Raw genomic sequence first — 24,846 nt, forward strand, 5'->3', positions numbered from 1 at the left:
AATTCATAAAATCTATCTACAAAGATAGTTATTAATAACAAGCGAGAACCTTGTTCGGTTCACTTTTAACAACTATCTTTGCCCAATATTCACACATTAAAAAGATTAAGCAAATGAAAAAAATTATTCTCGGAGCATGCGCTGTTCTTTTCACGCTTGCTTCTTGCCAACAGGCCAAACAAAAAGTTTTCGAACTGGCTGCCGAACAAGTAAACAAACAATGCCCCATCACTGTCGATGAAATGACAAGAATGGACAGCACCACTTATTCAGGTAAGGACAATACATTTACCTATTTCTATACCTTAAGCGGCCAGGCTGACGATCCTACCATGTCAGAACAACTGAAGAAATCATTGGAAGAAACCCTGCCGGAAACAATAAAGAACACTGAAGAGATGAAAGTGTACAGAGAATCGGATGTGACCATTAAATACATCTATCTGTCAGGCAAAACAAAGGAAGAGCTGATTCAAGTAACAGTTACTCCCGATATGTATAAATAAGAAATCGGTTTATATAAAAATAAGAGAGGCGGTCAACTTTGAGTTGCCGCCTCTCTTATTTTTATATACAGCCTCTAAATGATGTTTACAGAAGCTTTGTTACTCCGTAACAGAGTCTGCGTTGACATCAAATACAGCCTTTATTTTTCTTAGAAACCCATCTCGTGCAAAGCACGGCATAGTTGGTCGGGACATGAAGTAGAGCGAGCCCCACACCGGATCCCTTCAAGCTTCGTAATGACATCCGACACAGGCATTCCGGTCACCAGACGTGAAATTCCTTGCAGATTACCGTTACATCCACCCCAAAAAGCTACTTCCTTCACAATATTATTCTCCACCTCCAATTCGATGTTTGTGCTGCAAGTACCCTGGGTTTTATAAACGTATTTCATTACTCTTCGCCTTCGTTATCTGCAGGCTTCATGTTAGTGTACACATTCTGTACATCCTCGTCTTCTTCCAGGCGTTCTACCATCTTATCAATGGTGGCACGTTGTTCCGGTGTCAGATCTTTTTCGTCATTCGGAATACGGGTAAACTCAGCACCTTTCACCTCGAAGCCATTCTCTTCAAGATATTTCTGAATCTGGGCAAACGACTTCGGATCACCGTAAAGCGTGATTTCATCTTCGTCTTCATCATACTCTTCCTCTACCCCGTAATCGATCAGTTCCAGAATCAGATCGTCCATATCCACGCCTTCTTTCTTTGTAATGGTGAACATTGACTTCCAGCTGAACATAAAATCAAGACTGCCTGAAGTACCCAGTGTTCCGCCAAACTTATTGAAAACGCTACGAACATTGGCAACAGTACGGGTTGTGTTATCTGTAGCCGTTTCTACAAATACCGCAATACCGAAAGGACCATAACCTTCATAATTCATTTCCTTATAGTCCTTCTGGTCTTTACCCATGGCATTCTTGATAGCGCGTTCCACGTTATCCTTCGGCATGTTCTCACGTTTTGCAGTAGCGACAACTGCACGCAGATGCGGGTTGTTTTCGGGATCAGGACCACCGGCTTTTACAGCGATAGCAATTTGTTTACCGATTCTCGTAAATGTACGGGCCATGTTGCCCCATCTTTTCAGCTTGGTAGCTTTTCTATATTCGAACGCTCTTCCCATTGGTTTAAAATATTTGCCTCACCCCGCTTCTAATTCAGAGAAGAAGCGGGCATGAGTTTTATTAATTATTTAATTGTTGTTTCTATATTATATGTTTATCTGAGTTTGGCTCCCAGTTTGTCTTCCAGGTTCTTCACCAGTTTCGACATGATCTTATCAATCATCTTATCGTTTAGAGTCTGGCTTTCATCCTGAAGCAAGAAGCTGACAGCATAAGATTTCTTTCCGGCTTCAAGATTCTTGCCTTCGTAAACATCAAACAAAGAAACCTCTTTCAAGAGTTTCTTCTCTGTTTCATAAGCGATCTTTTCAATCTCGGCAAACTGTACCTTCTTATCCAACAACAGAGCCAAGTCACGTTTCACAGCCGGGAACTTAGAAATCTCTTTATAGCTTACTTTTACTGAACGAATCGCTTTCATCAGCTCTTTCCAGTTTAAATCAGCGTAATAGACTTCATTATCAACATCAAAAGCTTTCAGCATCTTCTTGGTAACGACACCGAATGTAGCCAGTCTCTTGCCACCTTTAGTATTTACCGTCAAGGCCGTAGAATAAATATCATCACTCAGGTTGCCCACTACCAGAGAGTGCAAATCCAATCCTAAACGTTTGAAAATATTCTCCACATAAGCCTTCAATTCGTAGACAGAAGTGTTTTCATCTGCGTGTGCCCATGAATTTGATACCATTTTACCGGTCACCCACAGTCCCAAATGATAATCCTCTGAGTAAGGAGCCAAAACCTTCTCAGGATTCTTCTTCTCCGCGTCAAAGTGATAACAGTTACCGAATTCAAAGAATTTCAAATCCGCATTCTTACGGTTAGCATTATGGGCAATGCTTTCCAATCCACCGAACAACAGTGTCTGTCGCATACAATTCAAATCTGCACTTAGCGGATTCAGCAACATAACCAGATTCTTGGAAGGATAGCTTTCCAAACCATCGTAATAAGCGGCACGAGTCAAAGAGTTATTCAGAATCTCGTTGAAACCACAACCTACCAACTGTTCAGCCACCAGGTTCTGCAACTTATTCGACTTGTCACAATCTCCTTTTGTAGTCAGGCTCGACTTCAGTGTCGATGGAATTTCCACATTATTATATCCGTAAATACGCAGGATATCTTCAATCACGTCGCAGTCACGCTGTACATCCACACGATATGGAGGTACGGCCAATGTCAGTCCTTCGGCCGTCTCGTCCATAATTTTCATTTCAAGACTGGTAACAATGCTCTTTATCGTCTCTACCGGAATCACTTTACCAATCAGGCTGTGTACCTTCTCGTAAGTCAACTCGACAATAAAATCCTGTGCAGGAGTAGCACAGACATCTTTAATCTCCGAAGAAATGGTACCTCCGGCAAGTTCCTTTACCATCATAGCCGCCAATTTCAGGCAGTAGATCGTGATATTAGGATCAATACCTCTCTCAAAACGGAAAGAAGCATCTGTATTCAAGCCATGACGACGGGCCGTCTTACGCACCCATGTCGGATGGAAATATGCACTTTCGAGAAACACATCCGTTGTGGCCTCTGTAGAACCGGAATCAAGACCTCCGAAAACACCGGCAATACACATAGCGTCTTCTTTGTTACAGATCATCAGATCACGTTCATTCAACTTACGTTCAACGCCATCCAGCGTGACAAACGTTGTGCCTTCCGGCATTGTTTTCACAATCACCTCGCCCCCTTTTATTTTGTTTGCGTCAAAGCAATGAAGCGGTTGCCCGAAAGCATGCACAATGTAATTTGTGATATCCACTACATTATTAATAGGACGCAAACCGATGATGCGAAGTTTATTTTGCAACCATTCCGGACTCTCTTTAACAGTAACCCCTTTCACAGTAACACCTGCATAACGTGGACATGCCTCACTGTTTTCTACAGTTACCTTGATGTCCAGATCATGATTTTCGACAGCAAAAGCATCAACAGACGGTCTGGTCAGTGCAGCCTGTTTGCCATTCTGTACCAGATAAGCATACAAGTCGCGTGCCACCCCATAGTGTGAACAAGCGTCAGCACGGTTCGGAGTAATATCTACTTCAAGTACATAGTCGCTCTTTACATTATAATAATCTTTCGCAAGAGTACCCGGTACGGCATCTTCCGGCAATACGATGATACCGTCATGTGAAGTTCCGATCCCGATTTCATCTTCAGCACATATCATACCGATCGACTCCACGCCGCGAATCTTTGATTTCTTAATAGTAAAACATTCGTCACCATCATAGAGCTTCGTGCCCAAAGTGGCAACAACGACTTTCTGTCCGGCAGCTACGTTTGGAGCTCCGCACACAATCTGAGTAGGTTCGCCGTTACCCAAATTTACGGTTGTGATGTGTAAATGGTCTGAATTGGGATGTTCCACGCAAGTCAGCACCTCACCAATCACGAGGCCTTCCAACCCGCCTTTAATCGTTTGAACTTCTTCTACTCCACCTGTTTCCAGTCCGATAGAAGTCAGCGCAGCCGCCACTTCATCGGGCGTCAGATCGAAATTGACATACTCTTTCAGCCAATTATAAGAGATATTCATATCATTAAGTTTTTTATGTTTTCAAAAGTGACCCGCAAAGTTAATAAGATTTTTTGGTTGATGGGGAATGAATGGTTATAAAAAAACTCCCGGTCAGCTTTAAAAAAGATGGCCGGGAGGCATTTTCTATCAGAGTCGATATCGTGATATCATTTCATAGCCGGATGCAAATGGAAATATTTCTTCATAAATAAGATATACACCATACTTAGTATGACAATTGTGCCCAATAAATAACAATAGCCCCAACCGGGAGTTAACAGATAACCAACAATAATTATGGCTTGTGATGTCATGTAAATCAGTGAAACCACCACATGCGGGATCTCCAGTTCATTTGCCATCAACTGATATAAGTGTTTCCGATGTGGCAAACCAATATTTTCATGTAGCATAAGCCGATGGATAATAGTCAGCACACTATCTACTCCATAAACCACAAGCAAAACAATCCAACTGAAATTCTCTGTTCGAATTATTAGTTTACCTATCAGGAAAAGAATCACAAAGGCAATACTGACCGATCCCACATCCCCGGCAAAGCATTTGGCCTTCTTGCGAAAATTGAAAAAATTAAATACCAACACAGCACAAAGCATAGTGTATATCAGATCCTCCTCCACAAAACGGACAATTTGCACATTGATAAAAGCTAAAGCAAGTAATACAACCCAAGAATACCCTCCCGTAATGCCATTAATCCCATCCATAAAGTTATAAGCATTGATAATGCCTGTACATACAATCAAGGCAACAAGGATAGTCCACCAAGGCAGACTGAATAATCCCCATTGATAAAACATCAAGGCCATTGCAGTAAAATGAAAAACTAAACGCAATCCCTGAGAGGTAGAGCGAATGTCGTCCACAAAACTAATAAAGGTTATCAAAGTCAGAGCCAGCATGAACCAAGGATACTCAAACTGATTTGTCAGAAAATAAGCCAATGCACCCAAGTAGAAAATAATACCTCCACCCCGTAGCGTGATCCGGGTATGCGAACTCCGTTCGTTCGGTTTATCGATGATATTGCATTTATCAGCAATACGGAAATAAAAAAGTTCTGCCAAGAATAGCAGAACTAAGATTATCAGATAATACATAAGTTATTCATTCTTGTCTATTAAATGAAACCAAAACTGAAGCCCTAAAAAGACTAAAGCTGCCAATCCGGTCAAAATGCCCATAATCCAAAGAAAAGTTTCCATCCACACTTTCTTCTATTCTATAAGAAAAGTCTCCAGCACATTCATGGGCTTCCACTTGAGTTCCCGTACAGCCTTTTCATTACTAAAGGTCAAAGAGCTTGTGATTTTACGAAGTTTCAATGAATTGATCGGAGCTTTTTCACCCAGGCAATCTCCAATGACAGCCATACTTTTAGCCAACCAATAAGGAATAGATATTGGTCTTTTTTTATTCAATTGCTTACATATCACCATCTCCAGTTCACGAAAACTCGGCTGGTAACTGTCACAAACATTATATATCCCACCCTTTTCTATTAACATAGGAAGAAGATTTGCAATATCCTGAACCATCAGAACACTTTTCCGGGCTTTTCCCCCGGCAATACTTAAGTACTTACCATTTCTAATCCCACGAATCATCGCTCCTAAATTTCCCGGAGGATTAGGTCCGGCAATCAATGAAGGACGAAGTATACTTAACTTTACATTATGCATAGCACACCACCCTTCCAAGTATTTCTCAGCCTTAATCTTACTCAAAGCATAAGGAGTCGTTCCATTTAAAGGATGCTCTTCCGTGATATTCTCACCCGAATCACAACCATAAACAGCAACAGTACTTATAAAAATAAAAGCTTTAGGAATACCACTATTCTCTAAAGCAGTACATAAATTCTTGGTACCCTGAAGATTTACATCAAAAAAAAGTTGTTTCTCTTCTCCTGTTTTAGGAATAGAATGCGCTTTACCTGCAGCATGCAGCACAACATCGTACTTGATATTCAGTTTAGGAACATCCGACACTAAATTTATAGTATAATTATCCCGAGAAGTCAGCCCTACAGTCCTAATTTGATATTTATCTTTCAGTAGAGAATAAAGATTGCTGCCTAAAAAGCCAGAAGCACCAGTAAAAAGAAGATTCATTGATTATATTATTGAAAATATTGCCTGATTTTGGGTAATAAACGATATAAAGGATATAACATACTCACTTTTATTCCGTTCTTTTTAAAAGCATTTATACATTCAAGATTTCCTTTCCTAATATTAGATAGATTCTTACTTGTAGTTCCCCCTAATCGCATCCTGACTAAAGGTTCAGGAAGATAATATAATTTAATATGCTCTTTATCAATCAAACGAAGCATTAACTCAAAATCTGCTGCGAACTTAAAATCCAGATCGAACAACCCATATCTCTGATATACTTCCTTCTTCACATAAAATGTAGGATGAGCCGGATGCCACCCTTTACAGAAAGGACGTTGTCCCCCTGATTTCCAATACCGAACTATTTTAGATATATCGTTCTGAGCAACATAATATAAATCAGCATAAACAGCATCAATAGAAGTATCTGATTCAAAGCATTTTATCACTTTTTCAATTGCATTAGGATCAGATATTAAATCGTCAGAATTAATAATCCCAATCACATCTCCTGTTGCCATTTGAAAACCTTTATTCATCGCATCATACAAGCCATTGTCCTTTTCACTAATCCACTTCAGGCGCCCATTAAACAATGGCTCATACTCTTTTATAATCGCCACAGTGTTATCTTTCGAAAAACCATCTATTATTATGTACTCTATAGCTTGATGAGTTTGTGATAATACAGAAGTTATAGTATCACGTAGTGTCTGTGCGCTATTGTAAGTTACTGTAACTAAAGAGAAACTCATTTTTTTTTTATTTTCTCCCATACTTCCTTATATAAAGCGATTACTTGCTCATACATTCTGTCCCATGTAAAGCGTTTTGCATTCTCAATTCCTTTATAAATAATATCTTCACGTTCCTTTTTTATCTTCAATACATTAAAACATTTTGTTATAGATTCTATTGATAATACATCAAGCAATAACGGAGTATCACCTATTATTTCAGGAATAGATGAAGCATTGTATGCAATAACAGGACAACCTGCCCTCTGTGCCTCTAATACAGGGATTCCAAAGCCTTCGTATTCCGAAGGATACAAAAGAGCCATTGCTCCATTATACAGACAATTAAGTTCTTCATTAGAAACACGTCCCATTTCCATGAAATTGGACTGTCCCAATTCTGTTTGTAAAAAGTCCAACTCTTCAGCAAGTAGAGGTGCACCAACTATCACTAATTTTAATCTATTACATGCTACCGCCTTTACTGCTAATTCAAAGTTTTTATACTTTTCACGAGAGCCTACAAATAGCATATAGGTTTCTAGTTCAAAAGGTAATTCAAGTTCTTCTCTTTCTTTAATTGGAAAATAATCATCAGAAACTCCATTATGAATAACACGTATTTTAGTTTCATTGATATCCGGTAGAAACTTCAATAAATCACGTTTTGTATTCTCTGATATACATATTATAAAATTTGATTTGGATATAGCACGATGTTTTTGCCATAAATGAATCCTTTTTTTTAAACCCTTATAATAGTATTCATATGTAAAATCATGAACAGTTGTGATATTAATGGCATTAGGATTACTGCAAGTACGATAATAAGAAGAATGAAAGATAAATTTCTCATTCTTGACAACCCTAGGTGAGAAATATCTAGTAATACTTAGAAACCTTTTCTTTCTAACTTGAACACTTTTAGAATTAAGATTCAACTGCCTACGATTTATATTACTCATAACATCATACTCTAAGCACTCAAAATTCAAATTGCCAAGTTGCAATCTTTTCAATAATTCAGACCAAACAACAGAAATACCTCCGGACCTTTGCAATGAAAAAATTATATTATCTAATACTACTTTAATCATTTGTATATAGAAGACTTATAAGAATCTTTAAAAGAAAAAGAATATTAAAAAAAGAATAAAAAGATCATTTAGGAATGGTCAAAAAAGAATAACATCACAAATACAGTAATAAGGACATCTAAATAACATTCTAAAATCCGACCAAGCGAATGTCAATAAAATTCCTAATTTCCAATTAGCTAAACTTCAAAATTTGAAATTAGTAATAGTAAATATATTGGTTACCCCAAAATATGAAATTGAATAAACATTAAAAATATAAATTGAACTTTATCATACAATAAAAGACAAACATGAAAATATGCAAAAAATTCTAAAATAAAACACTTGCAGATACCCCTATTAACAATTCATTATCGAAGGTGTTCGAAAATAATATACTAATATAGATTATAATGATTCCAATGTATCCACAACCTTCCTTAAGGCATAAATGTAACCTTTACCATATTTCAAGTCAGGTTCCATATAATTACCTTCTCCCCACTCATTCCATGATTTCAGGAAACACACTTGTCTATTTGTATTTTTTTTCGTTACAGAAGACAAAACATCCATACAATGAATTTCAAATAAATCAGGTGTAGATTTTGTAAAAAGATCACCATTTACACCACTTCTAGGTGTATGATCCCAGTTGGGAATTATTGTAGGAAAATAATTGTCACAATTACGCTCTAATTCCCCAATAAGCGTAGGTATCACTTTTTTATAAGCAACCCTCCGTGGAGTATGAAATATTATACTTATTATTTTTCGAAAAAACCAACCTATTCCTCGTATACGATTCCGATTTAATCTACATGAATCTATTGCGTCAAAACCAAGTTTAAGAATTTGTTCACCTTCTTTATCAGCATTAAAAGTAAAACCAATAAAATAAAAACCGTTTAATCCATTTTTTCTAGCAAGGTCATTCCATAATTCTATGAACTTTGAAACATCTTGAAAAGCTAACGGTTTGTAAATTACAAAAACCAGTTTTCCATCAATCTGCATATATCGTTTATCTTTAAATGCAGGAAGCAAAGTATTAAAGTGGAGAATATCATCATCTTCCCCTAAATACTTTTGCTCAATCAGTGTTTCACTGCCAATGATACTCCCATCTTCATTCCAAAATTTATGGGACCATGTCTCATTAGCCCAACAGAGACAAAAAGGGAAATTAGGTTCACCTGATGCTACCACTTCATTAAATGGTAATTCTAATTCTTGTTTTCCATTTCCAAACCAATAATGGTAATAACAAAAACCTGAAATACCAGCTTCTATTGCTAAATCAACCTGTTTTTGACGAACATCAGACATTCTGAGATCATAAAAGCCTAAGTCAGCAGGAATTCTCGGTTGATAGTGTCCTGGGAAAAGGGGCTTTGCCTTTGCAACATTAGTCCACTCTGTAAACCCCTTCCCCCACCATATATCATTATCCTTTGTTGGATGATACTGCGGTAAATAATAAGCAATTATATTCATAAATCCTTAGTTTTATAGTAGTTAGCTATTGACCCTAATGAAAACCAAAAAATAGGTAATATTTGTTGAAAAACCAATGTATTTGATCCTGTAGACTGAGCTAAACAAACAACAATTATCAAATATTCTCTAAATAGACAAGGAAAATATTTTATTTTCAAGACAAGACATTTTATAATTATATATAAGAAAAAGATAAGACCAACTATTCCACACTCAGCAGTAATCTTAAATAATGCACCATCAGTAATATGATATTTTGTAAAAGCAAGGACCTTATGCCCAGCAGATCCCAAACCTGTTCCAAATATTATATTTTCACTATGTTTAAAGGTATCAATCCATTGCCCATTTCTCTCATCAAAAGCACCATCTATAGAATCAATTCTTTCCTCAAAAAAATCAAAATACTCTTGAAACATGGTCAAAATGACAGTCACCACAACTACATACAATAAAACATTAAAAAAAGTAAACGACTTCAAGATTTTTTTTCGACATAGAATTGAACATATATACATAAATACAACACAAAAAAAAGCTAGAGCCATTGATGACCTCTGTGCAGTTAAAATAGCACTTACAAATGCAATTATATATAATAATAAATACAACAATAAACTTAAGAACGAATATTCCTTTTTAACATCCCAAAATCTATAGATAATAATAATTATCATAAATACGGAAAATGAACCCATTATTGTACTCCCAAAGATTGAATTAAATCTTTGTATTGAAACTCCTATACTTCCCTCATAAGCAGTATTTGCTGTCTTTACTATATATTGAATATAAGCAGGAGGGTTAAAAATATAATAATAAATACCTAAAACAATTGCAATTGTAATTGCAACTACAAATATTCTATAAAAACGTTCTTTATCTACTTCCTGATTGAAAGGAATAAAGAAAAAAATCATAGGAAGGAGCTGAGTAGAGATCTCTGCCCAATAAACAGAAATAGGCAACTCATTATAGAAATATCCTTGAACAGAAAAGATGCAATAAATTAAAAAGAAAAAAACTAATCCTGCTGAGCTTGAGGCAAATCGTATAATTTTACATGAAGTATATAAATATAATAAGACAAAAGACATAGCCACTCCCGTTCTTACAATAGGAACATGTATACTTAGAACATAAACCGCTACGAGTATAAGATAATAATTATGTACAATAAACAGTTGACATTTATTTCCATACCATTTTAAAGAAATCATAAATCTATTTACTTTTCAAGATTCTTATACCCCGAATAATCATAGGATAGATTCCACTATAAATACTCATGAATTTCAGTTTTTCCTTAAATGAAACAGCCTTTGAAAAACAAAATTTCACATTTATTTCAGGATAAATATTTTTCCACATTATTCGATATTTTTTCTCCATAACATGCACAGCTAATTCTGAGCGAGAATAGTACTTAAAATACAACAATTCATCTTTGTAGATTTTATCCAATCCCTGTAAGTGAAGAAATCTCAATATTAAATTAGAATTATCGATCACCTGCGAAATTCTCTGTTCAATATTACTATGGCATATAGAAAGCGGATTGCTAAAATAAAAATATAATGGTAAATTAATATATCCAATACGCCTTGAATAATAAGTTAATTGTACATTAAGCACAAAATCTTCCCACATATTGGACGTTGGATATATAATATTATTAGAAAAATAAATCTCACGAGAAACTAACTTATTCCACACAGCAGTGGTTACCTGCCCCTTTAATAATTCAGAGAAGTAAACAGTTTTATTTTGATATACCCCATCATATATCCCTTTGAAAATCTGATAATTATTCCCATCACTTCTATAAAAGTCACATACTACTATGTCTAAATCTTCGCCAACAGCTTTCTCCCACATCTTCTTATACATATCAGCATTGACCCAGTCATCACTATCACAATGAATAATATAATCACCAGTAGCTAATTGTGTTCCTAAACGACGAACTTCCGCTTGCCCACTATTCATTTGCATTTTTACAATTTGCGTCTGTTTAATTCTCAACGGATAACTCTCCAATACATTACTTAAGATATTGATCGATCCATCTGGAGTACAGTCATCAATAAAAATAAATTCCATGTCATCAAGAGTCTGCTCAAAAAGACTTCTTGCGCAACGTTCTATATATTTTTCAACCCCATAGACAGGAATAATAACACTTACTTTTGGCATACTACACGCTTATATAAACTAAAAGCTAAAAGATACAACTGTTCAAGATTATTTAAATTTTCCTGATAACGACTATCTTGTTGAGACTTATTACGAATAATTTTCTCACCTTGATTCATCAAATATTTGAGATCAATAGAAAACCCTAATTGTTTTACTGTCGCTATATAAGCAGCACAAGATTTTTCATTATCCAAAGTTGTACTAAAGTTCCGTATTAATTCTGGCAAATCCTCAAATGAACGACACCTCTCTACTCCATCCAATAATTTAAACGGAACATCGCTAAATATAATTGCATGTCTCTGTAATAAAGCAGCTTCATATGCAGTAGTACCTGAGATGGTAATAACTCCCATAGAATTTACAATCCATGGCTTGGGGTCACTATAATAATTTAGCTGTACCATTTTTACATTTGGCAATTTATTCACTTTTTGATAAAAACCAAGCCCTCTTTCACCCACCATTGCTTGATGTTCTTTGACATATAGCCACCAACCAGCAGGGAGACTTTTGGAAACGGCTTCAATTATCGTTAATTCATTAATGTAATGAGGAGCCAAAGTAAAAGTAGTTGATTCAGGAATTAGATGAAGAGGCATATACAAATATTTTTCGCCTTTACTAGGAGTATAAAAATATTTATTCTTCCTCAGTAAATACTGTTTAATTAATTCATATTTAGCATAAAATTTCAAATACTCTACAGAATTATTATACAAAATAGGATTAGAACGTTTCAATTTTAAATTTCCAGCCTTAATATCCTGTTCCCAAAAATAACTAATCTTACCCACTAATGTCCTAACTAATTTCATAAAGCTATTTGGCTTATATTGAGATGTTACATCATTTTTATACATTTCGTGCATAATAGAAACTTTTGAACGGAAATCCCTAACATATGAAATTTCCGCTGCCAATTCTTGGGTACCTTTATTGAGATTACTCTGATAACCTTCTACAAAAATCGGATCTACTGATAAATTAAGATTAAACGAAAATGATTTATAAAAACTATATCGAGGATATTCGATTGTAATATAAGGAATATCTCTTTCATAGCAGACCTCACGCATAACACATCGTGCTAACTCAGCGTTATCTGTATCTATCACAACATCTGGCTTGAAATCATCTACAATATTATTTATATTCTTATAATTAAGAATAAGCCAATTTAATTGTTGATTATATGAACAAGATTTCATATAATTTCTATAATGATAGTGTCTTGTAAAAAATTGAGTAGCTAAGATTTGACTATTCAAATTCTCAAAATGAGTATATCTCTCCTGAATATAATTGAGATATTTCTCATCAATTATATCAGAGTCGAGAATATGACTAAAATACTCTGAAATATCATTTGAAGTATAGACAGTAATTCCTGAAATCTTTTTAAATGCATAATAAGTAGTATCATTTATAGAGCACTCCTTATACATACTTTCACAAGGATTGAAAAAGAAAGCACTTACTCTATTATTTTTCATCCATTTCTGAGCTAGAAAATATAATGGATATGAATATGTTTCTTTACACAAAACTAATATCTTTTTATCTACAAAACACATATAATCATTTTTTACTCCACCTATTTATTACAGCAAATAGGGCATATTTATTACTATATATATATATTAACACTATAAAAAAACTGATTAAAAATCTCCAAACTAGATTATCATAATAATACATCACAACAAAACATATAATCGGAGTAAAAAAAGTTAAGATAAGAATTTGCTTTTCCGCAAATATTTTAGGCTTATAAACTAGTTTGAATGCAATCCAATGATAAATCATAAGTAAAATATATCCAACCATAGTTGTGTAAGCAGCTACTACATAACCCAATATAGGTATAAAAAACATATTCAGATAAAAATTAACAATAGCAGCCATAATTGATCCAATGGCAATAATTATTGTCTTTTTACAGTACATTTCCATTAAAACAAAATAACTATAAAGAAATTGAAAGAATGTACCGATAATTACAGGTCCAACCATATATTTTGCTTCCACAAAATCTTTTGTGCCTAAGACTATAAGAACTTCTGGGGCAATTGCAACAAATAAAATTGTTAATATACAAACAAATTTATTAATTTCTTTATTGGACTTTTTTATTTCATCTACTTTATTCTCATTAGCACAATTGTATAACCAAGGTTGCCAAGCATTAATAATTGCATTCGTTATTACTGACAATATAATTGCATAAGAATACCCAAAGCTATAAATACCAGCTTCTCTATCTCCTACCATCTTTACAATCATTATCCTATCAATCTGAGCTAATGCGATCATTGCAAGTGCATGAGGAATCATTGGTATTGAAAAATTGAGCGCATATTTCCAATAGTTGAGAACAATAACTTTTTTACCCCTAATAAAAATAAAAATAAAACATATTGTAGCTATTAAAAAAGAAGGATATACAATACCTTGTATTCGCCCTATATATTTTTCTTCATACCCACTGGAAAGTATTAAGACAATTGACACTATAACTACACTGAAAGTGTTAATAACAGCAATTAATACATTCTCCTTATATCGGTATTCAAACCTCAATTTAGATTGCATATACTCAATAGAAGGATAAAAGATCAAATAAACTACCATTGTTATTAGTAGTATTTTATCAACTTCCATAAATTCCGCTAAACTATTAACAAACGGAATTATTATAATCAATATCAACACACCAATAAAACAAGAAAGACCTTGAATAGAAGAAAGATAACCTTCAAAATCATCTTTAAAATCAATTTTCGCACGCCCTATTGAATAATTGAGAAATACTCCCATAAAAATAGCAAGTATATTTTGCCATGAGGTAAAATTACTTATTTTACCATAATCTTCTGTCGTAAGTAAGCGAGTAAAAATTGGCGCAGTTATAATACTCACTGATCGAAGCATTATATTTGATGCCGAATACCAAATACCAGCTTTTAAAGGTTTTGACATATATCAAAGCTCCGTTTCAAAAAAGTGACAATTATCCATAATTTTTTTGTCATCCCATTCCCACCATCGTATTTTTTCCAAATATTCTATTTGATTTGCAGTAAAACGCATTTTTATAACTTTAAATGGCACTCCACCAACTATTGCATAAGGGGGGACATCTTTATTAACAATAGAACCTGCAGCAATCACAGCCCCTCTACCAATACGCACACCTGATAATATAACTGAATTAGATCCAATCCAAACATCCTCCTCAATTATAACATCACCTTTTGAAGTTACATCATCTTTAAAGTTCTTTGAAAAGAAATTTAGCTGCATAGCATAAGTAGAAGGTAACCTTATATTATGATTAAATTCATTAATCGAGACATTCTGTCCAATGCTTGAAAAATTCCCTATTTGAATTTTTCCAATCACCGCATGTAAAATTGTTCCTGGGCCAGAAATAGAAACATAATTTCCAAGTTCAATTTTTCCATAAGCAATAGTATGCTCTATAAAACAGCCATTCCCCATAGAATTTATTTCTAACTTAGAGTCTACAATTTTCGCCCTTTTAAATCCCACACCTAATTGAAGTCCCCAATTAATGTCAGATTTATCATCAAGAAATATCCCTTTTTTTCTTAGTAAAATATGTTTTATTATCTTTGCTAATATCATGATAAGTTCAATAAATCAAATATCCAGAATATAAGTTTATATAATTTAAGACCTATCAAAAAGATCTTTCTTACAAATCATTTATTAATCCCATAACATGCCTTCTTCCATTTCTCAAATCATGACTAAGTAATTTATATTGATATTTCATTCTATCCTGAACACTTAGATTTATATACATATCTAGAGTAGATTCGATAATATAATCACTTGGATTTAATCCTAAATATGTAAATCCATTATCATTATTTACGAATCCATGTTTTTCTTCCCTTTCATTTTGGGCCATAGCTATTGTAGGAATTCCCAAAACAGCCAATTCATATCCAGTACGCCCTCTTGATGTTATCCCTATATCACATTTAGACATCAAATCTGGCATATTTTTCACATCAAATAATACATCAATATTATCATACTTATTATAATTCATCAACGCTTCGACATTATTTTTCGCACGTCCTAAAACAACAATAAAATGTAATTTTTCGTATTTTTTCTTATTAGATATGATATTTAACATTCTATCTGAATAATTTTGAGGATCAGCTCCTCCAAAAGAAATAAAAATAGTTCTCACATTTTCTTTTATATCTATTGGATGATAAAACATAAACAATTTTGATACAATATAATATTTCTCTCCGACTTTTACATTTGATAAATTAGACTGTTGATACAAAGCATTAAAGACTAGATCTGCCTTATATATTCCTTCTCCATCATCTTCAAAGTTAACAATCTTAGCATTAGGTAAAGTCTTTTTTATGGCAATCATATAATCAATTGATGTTGTTAGCACATCATTTATCAATAAATTATATTCTTTTTCTTGGAGCTTACTTAATAATTCTCCAAAACCATTTACCCCGATGAGATTATGAGTTGTAAATCCAAACATTTTAACATTAGTTTGGTTTATATCATAATAAATGTCTGGCTTTGTATAGAATTCATCTGCAATTTCCAAAGCACGATAAATATGCCCTAATCCTCTTTTATTGTTGCCATTAACATAAATTGCAACTTTCTTTTTCTGCAATAAAACATCTGCAACCATTAAATCAGAGAAAGTATCAATATCTATGGCTTCCTCCTCAGGAATTACATAAACATCTACTTTCTTTCCAATACGTGAATGTGATGTAACAACTTCAGCTTTAGAAATCAGAAAAGCTCCTGTTTCCAAATAATACGGAGGTAAATATTGCCGATTCAATCTTTTTGAATAATTAGGAATTCTTTTTCCCTGTTCATCTCCCCAAGATAAATGAGGGTGATTGACAACAGATATTAATGTGTCAAGCTCATTCTTTATGGTATATTCAATTGCATTATCCAACGTAGTAGCTGTTAATGTGGGAGAAGTAGGCTGCATCGTTACCACATAATCACAGTCATATCCACTGGCTACATCATTTACTACGGAATCAAGAGTTATAGAATCACCACAAAGTGCAATATTTCTCTTTTTTACATTAACATTCATTTGAGAAGCGATAATCTCTACCTCGGGTGAGTCTGTAGAAACAACAACATCTGTTATATAGCGAGAGTTTAGTGCATTCTGTATTGCATAATAAATAAGAGGTTTATTATGTATCAAACGAATGTTTTTATTAGGTATTCCTTTCGAACCTGCCCTAGCCGGTATAACTGCTAATATTTTCATCTTATTTTTAATTAAATCATATCCCATGTTAATACGGTATCTTCCAAAAGATCTTTTTTAACTTGCTTTCCAATAACTATATCCAAGTATTTTGGAGCAATTCCTGTACCAGGTCTTTTAAATGTTAAATGTTCCATAGACAATGTTGTACCTGCTTTCAAATCACGCGTCAACACAATAGACCTACGAGCCTCTCTCCGCGGAATAATTTCACAAGGTAACACCGTCTTCTCATCTATACCACGAATGGTCTGTATAAGATTAAAATTATCAATAGCTGTTCTAAAATCTAAAGGATCTCCAGCATGATAATGATCATTCCCTTTCAATGTTTTATCTAAAGTGAAATGCTTCTCTATAACATCCGCTCCTAGAAGATAAGCGGTAGACAATACTGTCATTGTTGGATCCGGAAGCGTGTGATCACTATAACCAATCTTTAAATCTGGATATATTTTTTTCAAGGTCTGAATTACATTCAAATTCGCATCTTCATTTTTAGTAGGATACGATAATACACAATGCAAAATACAGATGTCATTATTACCTTCTTCTTTTATAGCTCTTACAACTTCATCTATTTCAAACAGATAAGATGCACCTACTGATAAAAAAATAGGTTTACCTTTACGAGCGATATAACGTATAAATGGAATATTAGTTAGATCTGAAGAAGAGATTTTATAAATATCCACCATATTCTCCAAATAATCAGCAGAGTTAAAGTCAAAAGGAGTTGATAAAAAAGCAACCCCCACTTCTTTACAATAATTGCAAAGTTCTTGATAATCTTCTTTATCAAAACCATCGTGCTTGGAAAATAAAGCATGTTGAGTTGTTGTTGGCTCTTTGGATAAGTCCCAGTATGCAGGTGAGTTTTTAGACACAATAGTATCTGCTTTATATGACTGAAATTTAACAGCACTGACACCCGCCTTAAATGCCTCCAATATATAAAGTTTTGCTGCTTCCAACGGAGATATATTCTTCTCTCTGGCCGTATCATAAAAGTTCACACCAATTTCAGCTATAACAAATGGTTTCATAATTTCAATATTTATAAAAGTTTTTTAATTGCGAAAAGACTATTTGAATATCAATAATTTAATTATATTCCCATTAATTCATTTATCAATACACCACAAACTAAATCAAAACCCAGCTATTTATTACAACAAATATCCAATCTCTTTTTTATAATCAAACAAATCCAAGACTCCTCCTAAGCACTTATGAGATGTGTCCTTATCAGAAAGAATGACCTTTCTCGTAGGAACTCTCCAGTCGATATTCAAATCCGGATCATTCCAGGCAATCGCCCCTTCAGCTTCCGGATGATAGAAATTATCACACTTGTATTGGAAGATGACCTCTTCGCTCAGCACACTAAAACCATGTGCGAAGCCACGCGGAATAAAAAACTGACGGTGATTGTCTTCTGTCAATTCAACCGAAACATGTTTTCCAAATGTGGGAGAACCTTTGCGGATATCGACAGCCACATCAAGAACTGCACCCTTGATTACCCGTACCAATTTGCTTTGGGCAAAAGGAGGTTTCTGAAAATGGAGACCGCGAATGACACCGTAGCTCGATTTGGATTCATTGTCCTGAACAAAAGTCGTTTGACATACATTTGATTCGAACTCCCCCTGATTGAAGGATTCAAAAAAGTAGCCACGGTCATCCTGAAACAGACGGGGCTCAAGGATGACAAGACCTTCGATTGATGTTTTTATTATATTCATTGGAATAAAAATTCTACTTTATGGATAATTCATCGATAACTTTCAACAGATATTGCCCATATTGATTCTTCAGCATCGGACCTGCCAATACTTTCATCTCTTCAGGAGAAATCCAGCCCTGCCTCAGGGCTATGCCTTCCAAACAGGCCACTTTCAATCCCTGACGTTTTTCAATAACCTCGATAAATGTACTTGCTTCGGACAAAGAATCATGAGTGCCTGTATCCAACCAGGCGAAACCCCGCCCTAAAAGCTGGACCTTCAGTTCCCGATCGGACAGGAACCGTTGATTGACCGTCGTGATTTCCAATTCTCCACGAGGGGAAGGCTGAATACTCTTGGCTACTTCCACCACTTTATTAGGATAGAAATAAAGACCCACAACGGCATAATTGGACTTAGGAACAGTAGGTTTCTCTTCGATACTGAGAACATTCCCAGCCTCGTCAAACTCAGCTACACCATAGCGTTCGGGATCGCTTACCCAATAACCAAAAACAGTGGCTTTGTTCTCTGATTCGGCTGTATGGACTGCTTCACGCAGCATACGGGTAAAACTTTGCCCATAAAAGATATTATCGCCAAGAACCAGACATACAGAATCACCGCCTATAAACTTCTCACCAATGATAAATGCCTGTGCCAAACCGTCGGGAGAAGGTTGTTCGGCGTACTCAAAACGTACTCCAAAGTCAGAGCCGTCACCCAGCAAACGTTGAAAGCCGGGTAAATCGTATGGAGTGGAAATAATCAATATTTCACGAATCCCTGCCAACATGAGTACAGAGATAGGATAATAGATCATCGGCTTATCAAATATCGGAAGCAACTGCTTGCTGACTCCTTTGGTGATCGGATATAAGCGAGTGCCGGAACCACCGGCCAAAACAATGCCTTTCATGATAATAGATTACAGGTCAAATATTAATCAATATAACTATTCGGATACTGATTTTCCTCTATCATCTTCAGCATATCTACAGTCTCCTGTTCATCTATCGATAAAGTTTTATTATCCCAGTAATCTATAATTGCATGAGCTTCCTTTGCCAACTCTTCTTCAAAAACTTCTCCATAACAATATGTCAAAAGCTGACACTTGAGCAAAGAAGACGGGAGAGACTCTAACACTAGCAAGGAACGATCCAGAATAACCTGTTTCTTAGACTCCTTGTCGCCATAATCATAGATTGTTGCATTGTAGCCCATCAAGAGAGCCAGGCAAAGTCGTGCTTCTTCTTCCGGATTTTCTCCTTTCAAAGCAAACAAAGCATCAGATTTTTGAAGCACTTCAGTGTTTAATTGACGGAAACTGTCGGTATAGATAGGAGAACCGTCAGCACCCAAATACAATAATTCGTGAGCCACATGTTGCAGCTCATGAATCTGGGTCATAAGAGTATTCATTTTATATGATAAAATATTACTGATTACGGTGCGAGAATGCGAAGGTAGCTTTTAGGAACCTTGACACTGGCAGATAAAACGCCACGAATTCGGATAGTGACATAAGTACGATTAGAAAGACTGGCCAGTTCACCTTCAACTCCACAAAAATCTCCCTTGATGACTTGTACTTTGGTGCCAACTGCGAAACAATCATCGTTGAGGATAACAGCAGCAGGATCGAGATTCATGACAAACATAAAATCTTTCATCTGCTTATCGGGAACAATAAGCATACTCTTAGTGTCAAAATCACGCATATAGAAAAGACGCACCCCGTATTCATTGGCAATAGCACAAGCAAACTCTTTGGTAGCATGTACAAAAATAAGATTACGAATGACAGGAACTTCTACACGACGCCGGCGATATTTCAATTGACGAATGACAAATTGGGTCGGCAAAAAATACTCGACACCTATTTTCTCTAATGCGTCACGAGTAGTAAGCTCCTGATCCTTACGGGTACGGGCAGCAAACCAATATTCTTGTTGTTGAGACATTTAGAAGGATATATTCCTGAGTGATTTACTTAAGTCCGGGTACGCTTCGCAGTTGGGTGAGACTCTTTTTCTCAGCCAAACTGCAAGATTTTTTATGACTTATTTTAGGTGGAAACGAACGGATTCGATCAATTGATGTTTCAAAAAACGTTCGTCTTTTGAAACATCAATTATGGAGATAAAAGCCCACATACAAAATAAGTAAAAAGCTGTTTTTATTACCAGATTATTATCTGATAATCAGTACATAAAGAAGTCTATTTAGTTTTTCATCTAAAAATATTTTGCACATCAAAATTTAGTTTATACCTTTGTGCTATTAAACGAACGTCTTTTGAAACACATTCACTACTGATTATCAGTTAATTACAAAAGAATTCACCCTTTTTATCCTTTTCGCATTTGCCACACAATATACTGATTATAAACAAATTACACAATAAGATAAACTCTTCATTATTCTATCTATAAAGGTTTAGAAACTATATACTCCCAAAAGCATTCTGTCACATTGTATTTTGAGTAGCCTCAGGAATCCCTTATTTACGGACCACTGACTAAGTTGTTATAAAAAACACCGGGATTCTATTTTCACCAATATCATATCTCCACCAAATAAATCAAATCACCAGTCAAAAGATCGATAAACATGCACTAATTTCAATCAGTAAGCAACGGAAAAGGCATCCTATACCTCCAAAATAACATTCAGGAATGATTCATATTGACCTATGCTACAGAAAAGAATTCTATAGTTCTTGTTCAATAAATGAAACCGCTAGGCAAAAAGTAGGAGGATTTTCAATGAAAATGAATTTCGTAACTATACGAAGTTAACTTCGTATTTTCTTATAACTAACTTCTTCTTCACAAGAAGTTAATGTTTTGCAAAGACGAAGTTAACTTCGTATGAAGAGTACACGTACGAAGAAACGAATTAAAGGCAAGTTACTGCTCCATCATTTGCTATTTCATCACTTTCTCAAGACAACAAGGTTTTTAAAACAAGAAAAAAGCAGACTTAAAGATATCAGGATCTCTATTTTACTATCAGAATAACAGAAGAGGCAAACTTAATGAGGAATGGAAAAAGAAGTCGACGAGAGATAAAACCCTTACCTCTCGTCAACCAATACTATTTTTATGATCGTGATACTTGGAATCCCTTATCAGATAACGTCATTTCAACAAAACGTGCCCGCGGATTCGGAGCGTTTTCTGTCAGTATCTTACGAATACGAACAGCAGCTTGCGGATCTTTCGCTACCATATATAAGTACCCGCCACCACCGGCTCCCGGCAATTTATATCCCAAGGTATAATCTTTTATCAGATCGATAATTGCCTCCACAGCCGGAGGATTTGTTCCGCTATCCAATGCTTTGTTTTGTTCCCAGGTTTTTCCTACCAAACGGCCAAACTCAACAAAACTTCCACGCTGTATAGCTTCATTCATATCCAATGCATGCGCCTTCATTTCCGAGAGTAAATTGAGATGCAACGATGAATTGAGGAACATGGAACTGACTATTTCTGCCAAGATCCCTTTTGCCGTACGAGTTATACCGGTATAATAAAGCAAGTGACAGTCTTTGTATTCAGGATGCGTAAATAAATGATCGGGTAGCCAACGCACCAATGGACTTTGAGCAAAGCCGGCCTCGGTCTGAAGAAGCTTCACACCCTGCAACACACCTCCATACTGATCCTGCCATCCACCACCGGTAGTCAGCAATTGTTCAAGGACAAGAGTACGTTGACAAATCTCATTTTTATCCCAGGCTAAACCACAGAAATCGTTAATGGCACCAAGTACGGTAGAAGCCAGAATGGAACTGGTGCCCAAACCGGAACCGGCAGGAATAGCAGCCAATAAAGTCACTTCAATACCTGCACCGAAATCTTTAAGCTGTTCTTCTAATGAAGCATAAGATACAGCAGAAAACGCAGGTGCAAAGCCTGCCAATGACAGAGCGGCTTTCGGAATAGAGAAAGGTGAACCGATCTTCTTATAATCTTGCAATTCATCAAACGTAGATACTATTTCCATAGCACCCATATCGATAGAACGCAGGACGATATGGAAATCTTTACACGGCTTCACATAGACCTGTAAGGGAGGTTGTCCGTTCAACTCAATAGCCAGATTCACCACATTTCCTCCCGAATAAAGTGAATAAGGAGGAGTATCGGTCCATCCACCTGCCATATCGATGCGCACGGGACTACGTCCCCAAACAATCTGATCGGAATATACATCCAATTTTGGGGTACTCTTACGATTACTGATCCCGTCCAGCAAGCCGTCACGAAGCAAATCAAAAGCAGCCTGTTCTTCCGGACGATAATCTTTCCCGTCTAATTTCAAAATACGCGCACGCAACATCCGGTTATGGATGCGTGACATCTGCAGAGCATCCTCAGGCAATAATTCAGGCATATCCAAACCAAGACGTACAAAATCTTCAGCTGCATCGGCCAAATCAAGTTGATAGAAAACACTTTTTTCATGATTAACGGCCAATGCTTGCCAGTTTCCTTTTCTGAACTCTTCACGTTGTGCATACAAACGCTTCAGATTGGCACCTGCCGAAATTTCGTCCGCAGAAAAACGTTCGGAACGTAACCAGATATTCTTTCCTTCCTCCAGTTCGGGTTCGGACAACATCCACCTCAACACCAATCCCAACTCTTCTACAGAATTAACCATAGGGAATACGGAAGCTGCCTGTAAATCGTCCGTACGTCCTTTCAAATCTGTATATGACAAACCGCGTTTGGACATCCATTCACCAAAAGGAATACCCGTCAGGGTTGTTTTGGAATCTCTCAAATCTCCTTTGAAAACATCGTCCAGGCCGTATGGACGGGCAACAAAGCCCTTATCACCCATCGGAACCACATCTACACACACTCCGGCAGGCACAGCCAATGACCAGTCATTTTCCGGAACCCCGGTAATAATATGTCGTGAAGCAATCTTCCACTTTGGTCCGATATGACTGTTCTCGATCCATAAATCAGCATTCTCGGCACAAAGAGGTATCCGCACTACAGCATTTTGGACAAACATAGCCGGATTGGGCTTTACTTTACGGTGCATGATACGACGCTGATCGTAAACCTTATTCTGTACGGAAAGAGTTGAAGATATCAGTTCTTTACTGGTCCCGTAATGATAGAACTCTCCTCCCGGCAAAGGCAGAATAGCAACGGATAGCGTATTGACCTCTTCGTCTTCAATACGGGGATGAGTTCCCAAAGCTAATCCAAAATCGGAATAAAGATCATAATACTTTAGTTCTTCAGAGCTTTCTTTATGAGAACGTTTTATCAAGATTTCTACGGCACGGTCACTCAAAAGCCATATACCGATGTCCATCAGGAACAAATGGGTCTTCGATAAAGATTCCAATTCTGCCAACGAAGGCTTCTGAAGCATAAAGTCGAGTTGTTCGGGATGTTTGCGATTGGAAGCAAACACGCCATGATGGGTAGCCAGAGACGGATCTACCCACAGTCCATAACAAACCACATCCGCTTCGGGAATACTCTGCAAAGGTTTCTCCGAACGAATATAGACATCACCACTCGCAATCAGTGTATGGAGTTTATCCGGAGCCAAAGACATGATTTTTTCATATAGGGGAAGTTGCAGAGAAAGCAGATTTTGTCCCAGATGTTGCCCTCTCTCCCACCGGAACACAGGAACCGGAGTGAGAATCTTTCCAGAAGGTGCATAGCCGGGTAAACGACGGCTTTGCCCACCCGCATGAAGAAGAATTCTTTTTTCTTTTTCAAGCCACTCTCCAAAAGTAGCACCATCTGAATATTCATTATAACATTCTTCAAGCAACCAGGATGTTCCACCACCGGAACCAAGTTTCTTACCTACCGGGTCGGAAGTACAAAACCAATCGGTACGGTTCACCCTCTCCAGTTCATGAAAAGACTGAACCAGATTGGGCGGTAAAGATAGTAGTTTTTGCATA

Annotated in this window: 21 protein-coding genes; 1 reads left to right on the forward strand and 20 read right to left on the reverse strand. The window is 36.0% G+C overall.

The features are described from left to right. Positions 1–113 precede the first annotated feature (113 nt). Positions 114–506: a hypothetical protein gene (locus tag BSHG_RS05630; RefSeq protein ID WP_005788103.1), complete on the forward strand. Its 393-nt coding sequence runs from the start codon at positions 114–116 to the stop codon at positions 504–506. Between the two features lie 149 nt (positions 507–655). Here the strand turns inward: BSHG_RS05630 and BSHG_RS05625 are convergent, their stop codons facing one another. The 20 genes from BSHG_RS05625 to BSHG_RS05535 all read right to left on the reverse strand — a co-directional run bounded on the left by BSHG_RS05625 (position 656) and on the right by BSHG_RS05535 (position 24,845). Further along, complete coding sequence (locus BSHG_RS05625) at positions 656–901, reverse strand: TIGR03905 family TSCPD domain-containing protein (RefSeq protein ID WP_005788104.1); 246 nt, start codon at positions 899–901, stop codon at positions 656–658. Next, a complete protein-coding gene (locus tag BSHG_RS05620; protein WP_008768977.1) occupies positions 901–1,638 on the reverse strand; it encodes a YebC/PmpR family DNA-binding transcriptional regulator in 738 nt (245 codons plus the stop codon). Before BSHG_RS05620 ends, BSHG_RS05625 begins: the two co-directional genes overlap by 1 nt. Before the next feature lie 95 nt (positions 1,639–1,733). Continuing rightward, positions 1,734–4,196: a phenylalanine--tRNA ligase subunit beta gene (gene pheT / locus BSHG_RS05615; protein WP_005793472.1), complete on the reverse strand. Its 2,463-nt coding sequence runs from the start codon at positions 4,194–4,196 to the stop codon at positions 1,734–1,736. Between the two features lie 149 nt (positions 4,197–4,345). Then, positions 4,346–5,299 (reverse strand): MraY family glycosyltransferase, encoded by a 954-nt coding sequence (locus BSHG_RS05610; protein WP_005793469.1) that lies wholly within the window; start codon positions 5,297–5,299, stop codon positions 4,346–4,348. Positions 5,300–5,416: 117 nt separating this feature from the next. Next, positions 5,417–6,313 (reverse strand): NAD-dependent epimerase/dehydratase family protein, encoded by an 897-nt coding sequence (locus BSHG_RS05605; protein WP_008660475.1) that lies wholly within the window; start codon positions 6,311–6,313, stop codon positions 5,417–5,419. A gap of 8 nt (positions 6,314–6,321) precedes the next feature. Then, the gene (locus BSHG_RS05600; protein WP_008660478.1) at positions 6,322–7,074 is read right to left on the reverse strand and encodes a glycosyltransferase family 2 protein; all 753 of its coding nucleotides are present in this window, start codon (positions 7,072–7,074) and stop codon (positions 6,322–6,324) included. Next, a complete protein-coding gene (locus tag BSHG_RS05595; protein WP_008660480.1) occupies positions 7,071–8,153 on the reverse strand; it encodes a glycosyltransferase family 4 protein in 1,083 nt (360 codons plus the stop codon). Before BSHG_RS05595 ends, BSHG_RS05600 begins: the two co-directional genes overlap by 4 nt. 390 nt (positions 8,154–8,543) lie before the next feature. Next, positions 8,544–9,632 carry a glycoside hydrolase family 99-like domain-containing protein gene (locus BSHG_RS05590; RefSeq protein WP_008660482.1) on the reverse strand — a complete coding sequence of 363 codons (1,089 nt, stop codon included), beginning with the start codon at positions 9,630–9,632 and terminating at the stop codon, positions 8,544–8,546. Then, positions 9,629–10,855: a hypothetical protein gene (locus BSHG_RS05585; RefSeq protein WP_008660483.1), complete on the reverse strand. Its 1,227-nt coding sequence runs from the start codon at positions 10,853–10,855 to the stop codon at positions 9,629–9,631. Before BSHG_RS05585 ends, BSHG_RS05590 begins: the two co-directional genes overlap by 4 nt. 4 nt (positions 10,856–10,859) lie before the next feature. Continuing rightward, on the reverse strand, positions 10,860–11,831 hold the full coding sequence (locus BSHG_RS05580; protein WP_008660485.1) for a glycosyltransferase family 2 protein: 972 nt from the start codon (positions 11,829–11,831) through the stop codon (positions 10,860–10,862). Beyond that, positions 11,819–13,411, reverse strand: a complete 1,593-nt coding sequence (locus tag BSHG_RS05575; RefSeq protein WP_008660486.1) for a hypothetical protein — start codon at positions 13,409–13,411, stop codon at positions 11,819–11,821. The genes BSHG_RS05580 and BSHG_RS05575 overlap by 13 nt, the downstream gene beginning before the upstream one ends. Positions 13,412–13,415: 4 nt before the next feature. Next, complete coding sequence (locus BSHG_RS05570) at positions 13,416–14,816, reverse strand: lipopolysaccharide biosynthesis protein (protein ID WP_008660488.1); 1,401 nt, start codon at positions 14,814–14,816, stop codon at positions 13,416–13,418. 3 nt (positions 14,817–14,819) lie between these two features. Next, entirely contained in the window at positions 14,820–15,485 is a 666-nt protein-coding gene (locus tag BSHG_RS23585; RefSeq protein ID WP_008660490.1) for a CatB-related O-acetyltransferase, read from the reverse strand. A gap of 70 nt (positions 15,486–15,555) precedes the next feature. Next, positions 15,556–17,157, reverse strand: a complete 1,602-nt coding sequence (locus tag BSHG_RS05565; protein WP_008660492.1) for a cytidylyltransferase domain-containing protein — start codon at positions 17,155–17,157, stop codon at positions 15,556–15,558. A gap of 11 nt (positions 17,158–17,168) precedes the next feature. Continuing rightward, positions 17,169–18,203, reverse strand: a complete 1,035-nt coding sequence (locus BSHG_RS05560; RefSeq protein WP_008660494.1) for an N-acetylneuraminate synthase family protein — start codon at positions 18,201–18,203, stop codon at positions 17,169–17,171. A gap of 123 nt (positions 18,204–18,326) precedes the next feature. Further along, positions 18,327–18,905: a dTDP-4-dehydrorhamnose 3,5-epimerase gene (rfbC, locus tag BSHG_RS05555; RefSeq protein ID WP_008660496.1), complete on the reverse strand. Its 579-nt coding sequence runs from the start codon at positions 18,903–18,905 to the stop codon at positions 18,327–18,329. Between the two features lie 13 nt (positions 18,906–18,918). Further along, positions 18,919–19,806 carry a glucose-1-phosphate thymidylyltransferase RfbA gene (rfbA, locus tag BSHG_RS05550; RefSeq protein WP_008660497.1) on the reverse strand — a complete coding sequence of 296 codons (888 nt, stop codon included), beginning with the start codon at positions 19,804–19,806 and terminating at the stop codon, positions 18,919–18,921. 23 nt (positions 19,807–19,829) lie between these two features. Further along, entirely contained in the window at positions 19,830–20,300 is a 471-nt protein-coding gene (locus BSHG_RS05545) for a UpxZ family transcription anti-terminator antagonist (protein WP_005793437.1), read from the reverse strand. Between the two features lie 35 nt (positions 20,301–20,335). Beyond that, complete coding sequence (upeY, locus tag BSHG_RS05540; RefSeq protein ID WP_005778177.1) at positions 20,336–20,854, reverse strand: capsular polysaccharide transcription antiterminator UpeY; 519 nt, start codon at positions 20,852–20,854, stop codon at positions 20,336–20,338. A gap of 1,141 nt (positions 20,855–21,995) precedes the next feature. Then, positions 21,996–24,845 carry a bifunctional fucokinase/fucose-1-phosphate guanylyltransferase gene (locus BSHG_RS05535; protein ID WP_008660504.1) on the reverse strand — a complete coding sequence of 950 codons (2,850 nt, stop codon included), beginning with the start codon at positions 24,843–24,845 and terminating at the stop codon, positions 21,996–21,998. Position 24,846: the final 1 nt, after the last annotated feature.

This window comes from Bacteroides sp. 3_2_5 (assembly GCF_000159855.2).
In the GTDB taxonomy this organism is placed as follows: domain Bacteria; phylum Bacteroidota; class Bacteroidia; order Bacteroidales; family Bacteroidaceae; genus Bacteroides; species Bacteroides fragilis.

Coding starts and splice junctions, on each gene's coding strand:
- pheT (WP_005793472.1), bottom strand. CDS start 4,196: ATGAATATCTCTTATAATTGGCTGAAAGAGTATGTCAATTTCGATCTG.
- rfbC (WP_008660496.1), bottom strand. CDS start 18,905: ATGAATATAATAAAAACATCAATCGAAGGTCTTGTCATCCTTGAGCCC.
- BSHG_RS05575 (WP_008660486.1), bottom strand. CDS start 13,411: ATGTGTTTTGTAGATAAAAAGATATTAGTTTTGTGTAAAGAAACATAT.
- BSHG_RS05620 (WP_008768977.1), bottom strand. CDS start 1,638: ATGGGAAGAGCGTTCGAATATAGAAAAGCTACCAAGCTGAAAAGATGG.
- BSHG_RS05630 (WP_005788103.1), top strand. CDS start 114: ATGAAAAAAATTATTCTCGGAGCATGCGCTGTTCTTTTCACGCTTGCT.
- BSHG_RS05545 (WP_005793437.1), bottom strand. CDS start 20,300: ATGACCCAGATTCATGAGCTGCAACATGTGGCTCACGAATTATTGTAT.
- BSHG_RS05595 (WP_008660480.1), bottom strand. CDS start 8,153: ATGATTAAAGTAGTATTAGATAATATAATTTTTTCATTGCAAAGGTCC.
- BSHG_RS05610 (WP_005793469.1), bottom strand. CDS start 5,299: ATGTATTATCTGATAATCTTAGTTCTGCTATTCTTGGCAGAACTTTTT.
- BSHG_RS05560 (WP_008660494.1), bottom strand. CDS start 18,203: ATGAAACCATTTGTTATAGCTGAAATTGGTGTGAACTTTTATGATACG.
- BSHG_RS05570 (WP_008660488.1), bottom strand. CDS start 14,816: ATGTCAAAACCTTTAAAAGCTGGTATTTGGTATTCGGCATCAAATATA.
- BSHG_RS05585 (WP_008660483.1), bottom strand. CDS start 10,855: ATGATTTCTTTAAAATGGTATGGAAATAAATGTCAACTGTTTATTGTA.
- upeY (WP_005778177.1), bottom strand. CDS start 20,854: ATGTCTCAACAACAAGAATATTGGTTTGCTGCCCGTACCCGTAAGGAT.
- BSHG_RS05535 (WP_008660504.1), bottom strand. CDS start 24,845: ATGCAAAAACTACTATCTTTACCGCCCAATCTGGTTCAGTCTTTTCAT.
- BSHG_RS05565 (WP_008660492.1), bottom strand. CDS start 17,157: ATGAAAATATTAGCAGTTATACCGGCTAGGGCAGGTTCGAAAGGAATA.
- BSHG_RS05605 (WP_008660475.1), bottom strand. CDS start 6,313: ATGAATCTTCTTTTTACTGGTGCTTCTGGCTTTTTAGGCAGCAATCTT.
- rfbA (WP_008660497.1), bottom strand. CDS start 19,806: ATGAAAGGCATTGTTTTGGCCGGTGGTTCCGGCACTCGCTTATATCCG.
- BSHG_RS05580 (WP_008660485.1), bottom strand. CDS start 11,831: ATGCCAAAAGTAAGTGTTATTATTCCTGTCTATGGGGTTGAAAAATAT.
- BSHG_RS05625 (WP_005788104.1), bottom strand. CDS start 901: ATGAAATACGTTTATAAAACCCAGGGTACTTGCAGCACAAACATCGAA.
- BSHG_RS05600 (WP_008660478.1), bottom strand. CDS start 7,074: ATGAGTTTCTCTTTAGTTACAGTAACTTACAATAGCGCACAGACACTA.
- BSHG_RS05590 (WP_008660482.1), bottom strand. CDS start 9,632: ATGAATATAATTGCTTATTATTTACCGCAGTATCATCCAACAAAGGAT.
- BSHG_RS23585 (WP_008660490.1), bottom strand. CDS start 15,485: ATGATATTAGCAAAGATAATAAAACATATTTTACTAAGAAAAAAAGGG.